12 protein-coding genes are annotated in these 13184 nt (G+C 52.6%); 6 read left to right on the plus strand and 6 right to left on the minus strand.

All coding sequences use genetic code 11. The features are described 5' to 3' along the window. The 4 genes from LG202_RS04285 to queG all read right to left on the minus strand — a co-directional run bounded on the left by LG202_RS04285 (nt 1) and on the right by queG (nt 4160). Nucleotides 1-396 (minus strand): GtrA family protein, encoded by a 396-nt coding sequence (locus LG202_RS04285; protein ID WP_230347174.1) that lies wholly within the window; start codon nt 394-396, stop codon nt 1-3. Further along, nucleotides 393-1364 (minus strand): glycosyltransferase family 2 protein, encoded by a 972-nt coding sequence (locus tag LG202_RS04290; protein WP_230347175.1) that lies wholly within the window; start codon nt 1362-1364, stop codon nt 393-395. The genes LG202_RS04285 and LG202_RS04290 overlap by 4 nt, the downstream gene beginning before the upstream one ends. 35 nt (nt 1365-1399) lie before the next feature. Further along, on the minus strand, nt 1400-3013 hold the full coding sequence (locus LG202_RS04295; protein WP_230347176.1) for an ArnT family glycosyltransferase: 1614 nt from the start codon (nt 3011-3013) through the stop codon (nt 1400-1402). Between the two features lie 79 nt (nt 3014-3092). Continuing rightward, nucleotides 3093-4160, minus strand: coding sequence for a tRNA epoxyqueuosine(34) reductase QueG (gene queG, locus LG202_RS04300; RefSeq protein ID WP_230347177.1), 1068 nt, complete (start codon nt 4158-4160; stop codon nt 3093-3095). Between queG and tsaE the strand changes: the two genes are divergently transcribed. The 6 genes from tsaE (at nt 4161) to miaA (ending at nt 10629) form a co-directional block, all read left to right on the plus strand. Beyond that, entirely contained in the window at nt 4161-4631 is a 471-nt protein-coding gene (gene tsaE, locus LG202_RS04305) for a tRNA (adenosine(37)-N6)-threonylcarbamoyltransferase complex ATPase subunit type 1 TsaE (protein ID WP_230347178.1), read from the plus strand. It begins immediately after the preceding gene. Beyond that, nucleotides 4601-5935 (plus strand): N-acetylmuramoyl-L-alanine amidase, encoded by a 1335-nt coding sequence (locus LG202_RS04310; RefSeq protein ID WP_230347179.1) that lies wholly within the window; start codon nt 4601-4603, stop codon nt 5933-5935. The genes tsaE and LG202_RS04310 overlap by 31 nt, the downstream gene beginning before the upstream one ends. 2 nt (nt 5936-5937) lie before the next feature. Beyond that, nucleotides 5938-7305, plus strand: a complete 1368-nt coding sequence (locus LG202_RS04315) for an MBL fold metallo-hydrolase RNA specificity domain-containing protein (protein ID WP_230347180.1) — start codon at nt 5938-5940, stop codon at nt 7303-7305. 71 nt (nt 7306-7376) lie between these two features. After that, nucleotides 7377-7742, plus strand: a complete 366-nt coding sequence (locus tag LG202_RS04320) for a putative quinol monooxygenase (RefSeq protein ID WP_230347181.1) — start codon at nt 7377-7379, stop codon at nt 7740-7742. A gap of 78 nt (nt 7743-7820) precedes the next feature. Continuing rightward, nucleotides 7821-9662: a DNA mismatch repair endonuclease MutL gene (mutL, locus tag LG202_RS04325; protein ID WP_230347182.1), complete on the plus strand. Its 1842-nt coding sequence runs from the start codon at nt 7821-7823 to the stop codon at nt 9660-9662. Nucleotides 9663-9678: 16 nt separating this feature from the next. Further along, nucleotides 9679-10629, plus strand: a complete 951-nt coding sequence (gene miaA, locus LG202_RS04330) for a tRNA (adenosine(37)-N6)-dimethylallyltransferase MiaA (protein WP_230347183.1) — start codon at nt 9679-9681, stop codon at nt 10627-10629. Here the strand turns inward: miaA and dapC are convergent. Continuing rightward, entirely contained in the window at nt 10626-11819 is a 1194-nt protein-coding gene (gene dapC / locus LG202_RS04335) for a succinyldiaminopimelate transaminase (RefSeq protein WP_230347184.1), read from the minus strand. The genes miaA and dapC overlap by 4 nt on opposite strands. Nucleotides 11820-11870: 51 nt before the next feature. Next, a complete protein-coding gene (locus tag LG202_RS04340; RefSeq protein ID WP_230347185.1) occupies nt 11871-12965 on the minus strand; it encodes a PilT/PilU family type 4a pilus ATPase in 1095 nt (364 codons plus the stop codon). Nucleotides 12966-13184: the final 219 nt, after the last annotated feature.

Raw genomic sequence — 13184 nt, forward strand, 5'->3', positions numbered from 1 at the left:
TTAAACTCCTTGTTTGAAGGCCCAGAAACGGCTGAGTAGATAGGTCGATACTGCCACGATAACCATGACGATTGCTAGAGCAAGCCAGAATGGTAATGGCGTGAATTGCAACAAGCTCAGCAAGAGGACTTGATTGCCAATAAAACCAATACAAGCCACCAGCAGAAAGCGGGGCAGAGCATGTCTATGCAGTTGTCGACTACCGGCAAAGGACAAGGTGTGATGCCCGATATAGCTCACCGGAAAAGCTAACAGGAACGCAAAGAAGTTGGCATTACCGGGGCTTATTTGCAAGCAACTTTCAAAAAAAATGGCGCTGACATAATGGACTAAGGCGGCCACGGCTCCGACGATGGTAAACCAGGATACCGAGCGTGCATGTGAGGCCGCACTCATGCCTGTGACTGTTCCTCAGGTTGGGGAGGGGCAACTTCGGCAACGATATAGGTCGGGCGGCCCTTTACTTCATCATAAATACGCGCGATATATTCACCGAGAATACCAATAAACAGGAGTTGTACGCCGGAAAAGAACATCAGGCTGGCAACGACGGTAGGCCAGCCCGGGATGGACTCATGGAAGAACATTTTTTCCAGGATCACCCAGATACCGTAGACGAAAGCCAGCAATGCCAGCAGGCCACCTACGGCGCTAGCCAGGCGTAATGGGATGACGGAAAAACTAGTGATGCCTGTCCAGGCCAGCTGCATGAGCTTGAGACGGGAGAAAGTGCTCACGCCATGGCTGCGAGGTAGCGGGGTATAGGGAATGCCGATGGATTTGTAACCCACCCAGGCGTACATGCCCTTCATGAAGCGGTTACGCTCAGGTAGTTTACGCAAGGCATCCACGACATTGCGGTTCATAAGGCGAAAATCACCGGCATCACGCGGAATGCTGATACGCTCTCCTAGGGTCATGATGCCGTAAAAAACGCGTGACCCCCATAGCTTGAAGTGCGATTCAACTTTGCGATCCTGGCGCACGGCGTAGACCATGTCATATCCCTCGCGCCACTTGTCCAGCATGTCGTTGATCAAGGCAGAGGAGTGCTGGCCATCTGCATCCATGCAGATCACGATATCGCCACTGGCATATTCCAGCCCTGCGCTAATCGCGTACTCCTTGCCAAAATTGCGTGAAAAACGAATCAGTGTCGTACGCAAATAAGCAGGCAGCACCTTGATAATGTCGGCGGTTTGGTCACGGCTACCGTCGTCAATGACGACGATATCCCAATGCGGACTCAACGTGGCAAGCTGGTTGGCAATGTTTTCCACGGTTGATGTAATCGCAGCTGCTTCGTTGTAAGCAGGAATGATTACGCTGATATGTGGGTTGGATTGGCTACGATCTGTTGTCATCAATACGCCCTCGCGTCTGAACGGCATTTTTGAGTTTAATGGGCGCTACCCGGGATGCGCGGTTTACGCTGGTGAGCCAGCAATTGGCGCCGGTCTTTAACCACTGCCAGCACTACTCCCATGCGCTCCACTTCACCAATTGTCGTGCCTTTCATGACATCATCACAGCCCATATTGGTGGTGGAAAGGTAAAAGTCGGCTGCTTCCCAGTTCTTGGTCACGGTGAAACGGTTGTCAAGGTATGCTGTCCCTTGAATGTTCTCGGCACACACAGCCACCAAGTACGGCACAATCTCACCATTAGCATCGCGTCTAGGCTTGCTGGAGATTTCCTCCTCCAAGATGTCTGCGGCCTCACGCAGGCTGCTGGACCAATAATCGCCTTCCCATTCCTCCTCAGCCTCGGCCATGGAGCCGGCAAGATTGTTGTAGTAGATATATTCGTAAGGATGTAAGCGCCAAAGCGTGGCAAGCGTCAAAAGGCATAATGCGGCACAACCTACGGTGAGCCCTTTGCGCAGGCGGGGGAAACTATGCAATGCATCCCAGCTCAAGGAAAGCCCCAGGCCTGCCAATACAGCAATCGGCGGTACAACAAAAGTGAAGTGACGGATGCCATTGTATAAAGCAGGCTTATCAATTACGTTGAAGGCGATCGGGAACACGGCAGCAATGATCAGCGCCAGCCAAGGCAAGAACTTATCCTGGTGAGTAGATAGCTTGTGCAAGCGAGTCGCGGCAATCAAGACCAGGCCGAGCAATCCCAGCAGGAAGATTTCCGGCAAGCGAACGAGGAGGTAGGCAGGTAAGTAATAGCGAGGCACATCGCCGATGGGCATGACCCGGCCATCCATGATGGTGAGCATACTGAATGCAAAGTGTGAGAAAGACTTGGCTGCCAGCAGCGGATTCTCAGGTGACATCACACCCCATGGCCAGAAAATAGCCATCAGGATAAAAGCAACAATACCTGCCGGAATCAGGTGAATGACGCTATTCAGCCAATAGCGCAGGCGCGCTTGCCAGCCTTTTACCTGGATAAGCCCTGCGAGGCCCAGTAACAAGAATAAGTAGATGACGGCAAAAGCACCACCAATACGTAATCCCAGCGCACAACCTACCGCAACGCCCAGCTTGATTGTCAGCTTGAGCGGTGGGTGCGGCAGCTTTTCCATGATCAGCATCGTGTAATACAAAGCCCAGGCCATACACGTAGCAAAAGGGACATCCTTGGTGTGTGTGAACATGGCGCCAGACCAGGCACCAGTGATGGCAAGCAATAAAACCGTGAAGAACCCTGCACGCTCCCCCCTCAGGCGCCGTGCAATCTTGTAGGAAGCGATAATCCCAGCCAACCCGAACAAGGCGGATAGCAGGTGACGCATATCCCAGACCCAGATAGGCAATATGCGCTCAAGCAGCGCAGCAATCAGGTCGAACAGGCCACCGTAAAGGAAGAGGTTGCGGTATTCGAATGCAGAGTGATCTGTGAAGCCAGAGCTATAAAAATCCAGCAGCAAGCGGCCATAGATATGCTGTACTTCCTCATCGTTGCTAATGCCATACTGGAAGAAGGTAAAGGCAATAAAAAGGCCCAGGGCTGCAAACAGCGCTAGGCTCAAACGGCGAAACACGGATGGCGTGAACATGTGCCGATCTTTATTCAAATTTGGAGCGGCGATTATACAATCGGGCCAGATTTTTTTAATACGGTTGAATAAATAATTTTCATCGTTGTTTTGCATGTTGATTCAATGCCCATATCACGTGTTCACGAACCAGTTCAGAAGGATCATTGCGCCGGCATTCCAAAGCCTGGATCACCTCGGGAGAGGTGGCTGCATTACCCAGCCCCACCGCGATATTGCGCAACCATTGTGCATAACCGATACGGTAGATGGCACTGCCTGCCATTTTTTCCATAAAGGTCTTTTCGTCCCACTGAAACAACTCGACCAGGCTAATGTTATCCAGGCCGTGGCGTACCTGGAAATCAGCTTGTTGCGTCAGTTGCGCAAAACGATTCCACGGGCAAGCCAGTTGACAATCATCACAACCATAGACACGGTTGCCAATCAGTGGTCTCAATGATTCGGGAATACTCTCCTTGAGCTCGATCGTGAGATAAGAGATACAACGCCTGGCATCTACTTTATACGGCTCGATAATCGCTTGTGTCGGGCAAACATCAATACAGGCCGTGCATTTGCCGCAATGTCCCGAGGTGGGCTCATCTACAGGCAGTGGCAAGTCAGTATAGATTTCGCCAAGGAAAAACCAGGAGCCTGCGTTCCTTGATAGTAATAATGTGTGTTTGCCGCGCCAGCCCAGGCCCGCTTTCTGCGCCAGCTCAACCTCAAGCACGGGAGCGCTGTCGGTAAATACGCGATAACCGAATTCGCCAACTTGTTGCGCGATTTTGTCGCTTAGTTGTTGCAGGCGGTTGCGCAACACCTTGTGATAGTCGCGCCCCAAGGCATAGCGCGAAATAAACGCAAGATCAGATTGCTGCATCACCTCTTCACTATCACGCGCTGCAGGCGCCATGTAATCCATGCGAGCAGAAATGATGCGAATGGTGCCGGGCACCAATTCCGCAGGGCGTGTGCGTTTCTCGCCATGTTTTGCCATATAATCCATGGCACCATGAAAACCTTGCGCAATCCATTCCTGGTGGCGTGGTTCGGCAGCCGAGAGGTCTGTATCGGTGATACCGACCTGGCCGAAGCCCAGCTCCAGCCCCCAGCGCTTGATATCCGCTGCGAGAGTTTCCAAGTTGTTTAAAGTTTGAGGCATATGAACGAGAATTTTACACTGGCCTTGGCCGATGAGGCAGCTACGCTGGCATTTGGTGGCAAGCTTGCCGAAGTGTTGACGCCGGGAACCAATATCTACCTGCATGGCGACTTGGGCGCAGGCAAAACAACCCTGGTGCGTGGCCTGTTGCGAGCACTTGGGCATGCAGGAAAGGTCAAAAGCCCGACCTACACACTGGTTGAACCTTACACCATTTCTAGATTAAACTTATATCACTTTGATTTATACAGATTTGTTGATCCGGAAGAATGGGACGCTGCCGGATTCAGAGATTATTTCAATCCAGAGTCCCTATGCCTGGTCGAATGGCCGGAAAAGGCGCAAGAGCTTTTGCCTGCGCCTGACATCGATATCCGCCTCCAGCCTGAAGGTGAAGGCAGGCGGGTCATAGCAAGTGCCAATACTGATTCAGGAAAGCAATGTCTTACAAAACTCAATCTTATTGCCTAAGCTGTATGTTGCTGGCCTGGACGCTGGTTCTAGGCCTTTTGCCTGCTAATGCTGCCGACATTGTGCAGGTCGCTGCAGCACGAGTATGGCCCGCCGAAGACTATACCCGAATCACGCTGGAAACCAGCAAGCCTCTCAATCACAATATGGTGATGCTGAAAGATCCTGAGCGCTTGGTACTGGATCTGGAAAATGTTGAGCTGGGGGCCGTACTCAAGAGCTTGGGTGAGAAGATCAACCCTAATGACCCGTACATTCGTCAGGTACGTGTTGGCAACTTTAAGCCGGGCACGGTACGCATCGTGGTTGATCTCAAGGCTGAAATCAAGCCACAGGTATTTACTTTGCCACCTGCCGGTGAGTATCGCGATAGATTGGTACTGGATATTTATCCGGCACAAGACCCATTGATGGCAATGCTGGAGCAACGCGACAAACCAGACAATGCCCAGGCACCTTTGCCGGCATTGCAGGTCGCCCCCGAGTCGCCAGCGATTGCGAATGTTTCCCCAGATGTGGTGCCTGAGTCTCCTGCGGCAAACAAGCCATCGGTAATTGTGGCACCTCCCAGTAATAAAAAGCCCAGTGCTCGCATGATCACCATCGCGATTGATGCCGGGCATGGTGGCGAAGATCCTGGGGCCAAGGGAGCCAAGGGCTCTTACGAAAAAAATGTCACCCTGGCGATTGCACAGAAATTAAAGGCTGCTATTGATGCGGAACCTAATTTGCGAGGGGTATTGACCCGCGATGGCGATTATTTCATTCCCCTGCATGGTCGCGTGGTCAAGGCCCGAAAAATGCAGGCTGACTTGTTTGTTTCCATTCATGCCGATGCAGCATTGAGCGCGCAAGCAAGGGGGTCATCGGTATTTGCCCTGTCTGAAACCGGGGCGACTAGTGCCATGGCACGGCTGCTCGCGCAGCGTGAAAATGAATCAGACCTCATCGGTGGGGTCAGCTTGGGTGTGAAAGACCCCAACCTAGCCCGTACATTGCTCGATTTATCGCAAACCGCCACGATTAACGATAGCCTTAAACTTGGTAAATTGGTGCTTGATCATATGGGCACCATTAACACCTTGCACAAGCGCCATGTTGAGCAGGCTGGCTTTGCTGTGCTGAAATCTCCCGATATTCCTTCTATCCTGGTTGAAACCGCGTTCATCACCAACCCGGAAGAGGAGCGCAGGCTCAACGACGGCGCACATCAGGATAAACTGGTGAATTCCATTTTGTCGGGCATCAAGAAGTATCTTGCAGCAAATCCACCCTTGGCTAATACCAGAATGGTAGAGAGATAAGCATGAACATCACCTTCCTGGGCGCTGCTGGCACCGTGACTGGCTCCAAGCATCTTGTGACCAGTGGCAATCGTCGGATTTTAATTGATTGCGGCTTGTTCCAAGGCTTGAAGGTATTACGCCTGAAAAACTGGGAAAGACTGCCTGTTGATCCAGCCTCGATAGATGCTGTTGTATTAACTCATGCCCACATCGACCACACCGGCTACCTGCCGCTGTTGGTGAAACAAGGCTTCCGCGGCAAGGTCTATTGCAGCGAAGTCACCTTGGCGCTATGCCAGCTGTTGCTGCGTGACTCGGCCCACCTACAGGAAGAAGAAGCACGCTATGCCAACAAGCGTGGTTTTTCCAAACACAAGCCCGCGTTGCCGCTTTATACCAAGGAAGATGCCGAGGCTGCACTGGAGCACCTGGTAGCTGTGCCATTGGGGCAAGAAGCCACAATTCTGGACGGCATCCATATCAAGCTACAACTTGCTGGTCATATTCTTGGTGCATGTACAGTGCTGTTGAGGGATGAACAAACATCTATCCTGTTCTCGGGTGATCTTGGCCGCATGCAAGACCCCTTGCTCTACGCGCCCACGCCGCCGGAGGCCGCCGATTACCTGGTGGTGGAATCCACCTACGGCAACCGCCTGCACGAGAAAGCCGCGCCTGAAAGGCAGCTGGCCGAGGTCATCAACCGCACAGCGAAGCGCGGCGGCATTGTATTGATACCGGTCTTTGCCGTGGGGCGCGCACAAGAGGTGCTGTATTACCTGCACAAGCTCAAGCAGGAAGGGACAATTCCCGATCTGCCGGTTTACCTGAACAGCCCGATGGCAGTCGATGCCACGCTGATTTTCCTCAGCCATCCGGCCCAGCACAAACTCACTGCAGCGCAGTGCCGCGAGCTGGCCAAAACTGCCAAGGTGGTGAGCTCCATCGAGGAGTCCATGTCCTTGAACGAATTGCGCCAACCTGCCATCATCCTGGCTGCCAGCGGCATGGTGTCCGGTGGTCGCGTGGTGCATCACCTCAAGGCACTGGGCCCAGATCCGCGCAACACCGTGTTGTTTGCTGGCTTCCAGGCGGCCGGCACACGAGGTGCAGCATTATTGGACGGCGCGGAAAGCGTGAAAATTCATGGTGAATATGTTCCTATGCGCGCAGAGATTGCTTCCATCGATAATTTATCTGCGCATGCGGACTATCAGGAAATCATGCACTGGCTAGAGCAATGCCCCCAAGCACCTAAGCAAACATTCATCGTGCATGGTGAACCTGTAGCAGCGGATGCACTCAGACACAGGATAGAGGAAGAAAAGAAATGGAAGGTAACAGTTCCCGAGTATCTACAAACGGTGGAACTGCGTGGCCATTCCTAGCCAGCCAACCTATGCTGGCATAAAAGGTGCGTACCAAAAGTACGTGAATGCGGTAATCAAGGAACGATGCAATGAGTAAATATGCGCTGTACATCAAGTTGGAAGCCAGGCCTGAAAAGCGCCAGGAGCTTGAAATTTTTCTAAAACAAACCCTGCCGACAGTGAAAGAGGAAGACGAGACCAAGACGTGGTACGCCTTCAAGGCAGCAGAAAATATCTATGTCATTTTCGATACATTTGGCAGCAAGCTTGGCCGTGATGCACATTTGCAGGGCAAGGCTGTCGAGGCATTGCACCAAGTAGCGGATGACTTGCTGGTGCGTCCACCCGAGTTTGTGCCTGTAGATCTACTGGCACAAAAAGTGGGCCTGGAGAGTGAAGTACTCTCAGATGTTGATGTGAAGAAATACGACCTACGCTTCATTGACGGACTGTAGACCGACGCTAGATTCGCCTATATGGCATGCTGAAGGTAGAATAGGCGGCTTGATCGTCAGTGACCCTGCCTTCCCAGTATGCCATCCATCAAGCTATTACCAGACCAACTTATCAGCCAGATTGCCGCGGGTGAGGTAGTCGAGCGACCTGCATCTGCACTGAAAGAAATCCTGGAAAACAGCCTTGATGCAGGGAGTACCGACATTGCCGTGGCCTTGCAATCTGGCGGCATCAAGCAAATCAAGGTTAGTGATAACGGCAGTGGCATCGTGCGCGACGAGCTCAATCTTGCATTGACGCGCCATGCCACCAGCAAGATCGCCAGCCTGGAAGATCTGGAATGCGTTGCTAGTCTTGGTTTTCGTGGTGAAGCCCTGGCGAGTATCGCGGCTATCTCCCGCACCCAGATTACTAGCTATCATGCCGATGAAAAGCATGCTTGGCGGGTTGCCTCCGAAGGCTCTTTTTTAACCGATATCGAGCCTGCTGCCCTGGATGTTGGCACTATCGTCGATATTCAAGATCTCTATTTCAATACGCCCGCGCGGCGTAAATTCCTCAAGACTGAAAATACCGAATTTGGTCATTGCGAAGAAGCTTTTCGCCGGGTAGCACTATCCCGCCCCGATGTGAGCCTGTTATTACAGCACAATGGCCGGGCAATCATGCGCCTTGCTACAGGCAGTGCAGAAAAGCGGTTTGAGGATATTCTCGGCAAGGATTTTGCTGCTGAGGCGTTTTACCTGGATGAATCGGCAGCCGGTCTCAGGGTGTGGGGGATGGCGGCAAAACCCACATTTTCGCGTCATGCACGTGATACGCAATATGTATACGTTAATGGGCGCTTTGTACGTGATAAATTGATCAGTCACGCCATCCGCCAGGCATATCAGGATGTCTTGCATCATGATCGCCACCCTGCATTTGTATTGTTCCTGGAGCTTGATCCGGCCCTGGTTGATGTCAATGTGCATCCCAGCAAGACCGAGGTGAGATTCCGCGATGGACAGGCTGTGCATCGCTTCATCTTCCATGCACTTCATAAATCATTGGCAGCGCCTGTTGGCTTGCCAAGCTCATTAACGCCAGATGTTGCGGCGACGCTTCAGCAGGCAGCGCCAGTGCCTGAAATCAATTATCCGCGCTTCCAGAATAATATTGACCTGCGGGCCAATGAGGCCTCGAGCCAGTTCTATCAAACGCTATTTGGTAGTCTGCAACCTCAAAATACCAATAATGGAGAGCAAGCCAGCCGGGATACTGGAATACCAGATAATGCTGCTCAAGTCCTGCAGGCAGCACAGGGCGTAGCCCAAGGAGAGGATTTCCCTTTGGGCTTTGCCGTGGCGCAGATTCATGGTGTTTATATCCTGTCGCAAAATAAGCTTGGGCTGATTGTTGTTGATATGCATGCCGCTCATGAGCGCATCATGTACGAAAAACTTAAAAATGCACTGGATGCCAGCAGGGTGGCGATGCAGCCATTATTGCTGCCCGTGAGCTTCCATGCTGACCGACTGGAAGTGGCAACCGTACAGGAACAGCAAGCCCTGCCAGATAATGGCTTGACCCAGCTTGGTTTTGATATTGCTGTGCTATCCCCAACCACGCTTGCCGTGCGCTCCATTCCCGTGATGCTCAAGGATGCCGATGCTGTCGCGCTGGCGAGAGACGTATTAGCAGACTTACGCCAATATGGCGCCAGCAGGGCCTTTACCGAGCGGCGCAATGAACTGCTGGGCACCATGGCTTGCCATGCCGCTGTGCGGGCCAACCGTATTCTCACCATCCCGGAGATGAATGCCTTGCTACGCGACATGGAGGCGACCGAGCGTTCTGGGCAGTGCAATCATGGCCGCCCAACTTGGTTCCAAATGACCATGGGCGAGCTGGATAAAATGTTCATGCGCGGCAAATAAGGGAGTTGGTTAACTGATGCCTGTTGCACATCCTCCCGCTATTTTCCTCATGGGGCCAACCGCTAGTGGCAAAACGGGACTGGCTGTTGAGTTGGTACAGACCTTGCCGTTGGAAATCATCAGTGTCGATTCGGCGCTGGTCTACCAGGACATGGACATTGGTACAGCCAAGCCAGAGGCCGGGATATTGCAGCAAGCACCTCATCACCTGATTGATGTGATCGACCCAACCCAAGTCTATTCCGCAGCCCAGTTCCGTACTGATGCCTTGCGCTTGATGGCGGAGATTACTGCGCGTGGCAAAGTACCATTGCTGGTCGGCGGCACCATGTTGTATTTCCGTGCGCTGGAGCAGGGCTTGAGCGGTTTGCCGGAGGCAGACGCTAGCGTACGTGCCGCACTAGACCTAGAGGCAGCCGAGATAGGCTGGCCCGGCATGCATGCAAAGCTTGCCACCATAGACCCTGACACGGCCGCACGTTTGCAGCCGACTGATTCACAACGGATACAGCGTGCGCTTGAAGTGTATCAACTGACAGGGCAGACCATGACGGCGCTGCACCAACAGCAGGCCGCTGAAACCCTGCCTTATCGGTTACTTAAAATCGCTTTGCAGCCATCTGACCGTGCGGTGCTGCATGCACGTATCGCAGAGCGCTTTAGCATCATGATGCAAGGAGGTTTGCTAGAGGAGGTGCAAGCTTTACTGCAGAAATACCCTGGCCTGCATCCAGATATGACCTCCATGCGCTGCGTTGGGTATAGGCAAACACTGGCATACATTGCGGGAGATATTGATGAGGCCGACTGGCAAGCGCAGGGCGTTGCAGCCACTCGCCAGCTCGCCAAGCGCCAGCTCACATGGCTGCGGGGAATGGATGATACCCTGGCACTGGACTGCCTGAGCGAGAGCCTCTATGCCCAAGCGTATCAAGTGATCAAAGATTTCCTGGATGCTTCTAACTAGCCTTGACTCTTGGCTAGTTGACGGATGCGCTCTGCAGCTTCAACACATTCTGCCAGTGATGCCACCAATGCGATGCGTATAAAGCCTTGCCCCGGGTTAACGCCGTGAGCCTCGCGCGCGAGGAAGCTACCCGGCAGCACAGTGACGTTGTAGTCGCGATATAGCTTCAAGGCAAACTCAGTATCAGATTGCCCGGTATAGGCCCAGAGATAAAACGCTGCATCTGGTAATTCGACTTCCAGCACGTCTTGCAGCATAGGCGTGACTACTGCGAATTTTTCTGCGTAAAGGCGACGATTTTCCACCACATGCACTTCGTCTTGCCAAGCCGCAGCGCTGGCGGCCTGCACGGCAGGGTTCATCGCACAACCATGGTAAGTACGGTACAGCAGGAATTTCTCAAGTATCTTGGCGTCACCAGCAACAAAGCCTGAACGCATGCCAGGTACATTAGAGCGCTTGGAAAGCGAGCTGAAGACAACCAGGCGACTGTAATCTCGACCAAGCTGATGTGCAGCCTGCAAGGCACCCAGTGGGGGGGTAGCCTCGTCAAAATAAATTTCCGAATAGCACTCATCAGCAGCGATCACGAAGCCATAACGATCAGACAGCGTGAAAATCTCTTTCCACTGTTCAAGGCTTAATACCTTGCCCGATGGGTTGCCCGGGGAGCAGACATAAACCAACTGTGTGCGTTGCAATACACTCTCGGGCACAGACTCAAATGCCATGCCGAAATCATTGCCGGGCAGGGTGTTAAGGAAATACGGTTCAGCACCTGCCAGCAAGGCAGCCCCTTCATATATTTGGTAAAAAGGATTGGGGCTGATCACCACCGGTTGCGGCAAGCTGCTGTCAATCACGGTTTGCGCAAACGCAAACAGGGCTTCACGACTACCATTGACAGGAATGATCTCGGTTTCCGCATTCAGTGCCGGGATCTGGTAGCGCTTGGCAATCCACGTAGCGATGGTTTCGCGCAGCTTGGCAACGCCCAGGGTTGTTGGGTAAGTCGCCAATCCGGCCAGGTTGTCCGCAAGTGCTGATGAAATCAGCGTTGGGGTGGCATGTTTGGGCTCGCCAATTGACAAGTTGATCGGTGAATAATCCGGATTAGGGGTAGTGCCGGCAAATAAATCACGCAAGCGCTGGAAAGGGTAGGGCTGGAGTTTGTAGAGATCTGGATTCATGGTACACATTATAAACGCTGTCGCTGCGTGACAGTAATAAGCAGAAGGCAGTTAAGAGCTAAAGCCTCCGGTGGCGCCTTGGTGACCAAAGCGGATTTTCAATGACAAATCGTTGCGGGAGTCAGCGCTTGCCAAGGCATTGTCCTCAGTGATATTACCTTGGCTGAATAGCTCGAACAGCGATTGGTCGAAGGTTTGCATACCGATATCCTGGTTATTGGCCATCACCTCCTTGATTTCTTCGAGCTTGGATTTGAGGATAAGCTCGGAAATATAAGGCGTATTGATCAGGACTTCAGTGGCAACGACGCGCTTGGTCTTGATGCCGGGCACTAGGCGCTGCGAAATGATGGCTGCGAGGTTGAGCGAAAGTGAAAGCTGGATACTTTGCTTACCATCCGGCGGGAAGAAGGAGAGGATACGCTCCAGTGCCTGGTTGGCATTATTGGCATGCAATGTTGCCAGGCAAAGGTGCCCTGTCTCGGAATAGGCAATCGCGTGCTTCATGGTCTCCATGTCGCGGATTTCGCCAATAAGGATGACATCAGGTGCCTGGCGCATGGCGTTCTTGAGGCCATTCTCGAAGCTCAAGGTATCAATACCTATTTCACGTTGGTCGACAACAGATTTCTTGTGGTCGTGAATAAACTCAATCGGGTCTTCCAGGGTGAGGATATGCCCATCACGGGTGGTATTACGGTGGTCTATCATGGAGGCGAGGGTAGTTGATTTCCCCGAGCCTGTAGCCCCCACGACTAGCACCAATCCACGCTGGCGCATGATGAGTTCGTTCAGCACAGCAGGTAAGCCCAGGCTTTGCAGGCTGGGGATGATGTGCTTGATATAGCGCACCACCATGGCAACTTCACCACGCTGGCGGAAGACATTGATGCGAAAACGCCCAATACCATGCAGGCTAAGGGCGAAGTTCATTTCCAATGTTTGTTCAAATTCGTTTTGCTGGGCTGGCGACATCAGGGCATAGGCAATCTCACGCACCATGCCTGGGGACATCACCTGGGTGTTAATGGGGACCGTTTGACCTTCGATATCGATATGAATGGCAGTGCCGGTACTGAAGAACAGGTCGGAACCATTTTTCTCGACCATGAATTTGAGTATGGGGGTGATATCGATAGCCGCCATTGTTGCTTTCCTGATTTTTATTGGAGGCTACTTTATCACAAGGAGCCAGCGCCATGCTGGTGCACGCATCGCACTCAACATCAGCATGCGCACCAAAGCAAGGCACAACTTTCTTAGGGGCTTGGCTAGGTGCTCTTGCATTTAGGCTGAGAGCCTAGTGTTAGCGATATTTTCCCTTCAATAACAGAGCAGAAACTCAAAAAAGGGGCTTTAAGCCCA

The organism is Methylobacillus methanolivorans (genome assembly GCF_054588515.1).